Raw genomic sequence first — 309 nt, 5'->3', positions numbered from 1 at the left:
CACCGGCAGGACGAGGAGCACCCGGGCGGGGTCCACCGGCGCCAGCGGCACCGGCAGGACGAGGAGCACCCGGACGGGGTCCACCAGCGCCGGATTCAGCACTGCGCGGGGTACCCGGGCGGGGCATACCCTGCGATGTTGCAAAGGGGTTGTTGCCGGGGCGCGGGGCCCCTGCGCCGGCTCCTGCAGGGCGAGGTGCACGGTTGTCGCCACGCTCTTGGCGGCTGCCGGAACGCGGCATGCCCTGGGACGGAGCGAACGGGTTGTTGCCGGGGCGCGGAGCGCCCGGGGTTGCAGCCTTGGCGCCCG

General features: G+C 75.4%; 1 pseudogene. It reads right to left on the bottom strand.

Annotated features, from left to right (window positions below):
• Window positions 1-309 (bottom strand): annotated as a pseudogene (locus Q4P21_RS15040) (translation initiation factor IF-2); the annotation flags it as partial.

The sequence above is a fragment of the Arthrobacter sp. genome (assembly GCF_030540645.1).
GTDB lineage: Bacteria > Actinomycetota > Actinomycetes > Actinomycetales > Micrococcaceae > Specibacter.
This window is presented reverse-complemented; position numbering and strand designations above follow the sequence as displayed.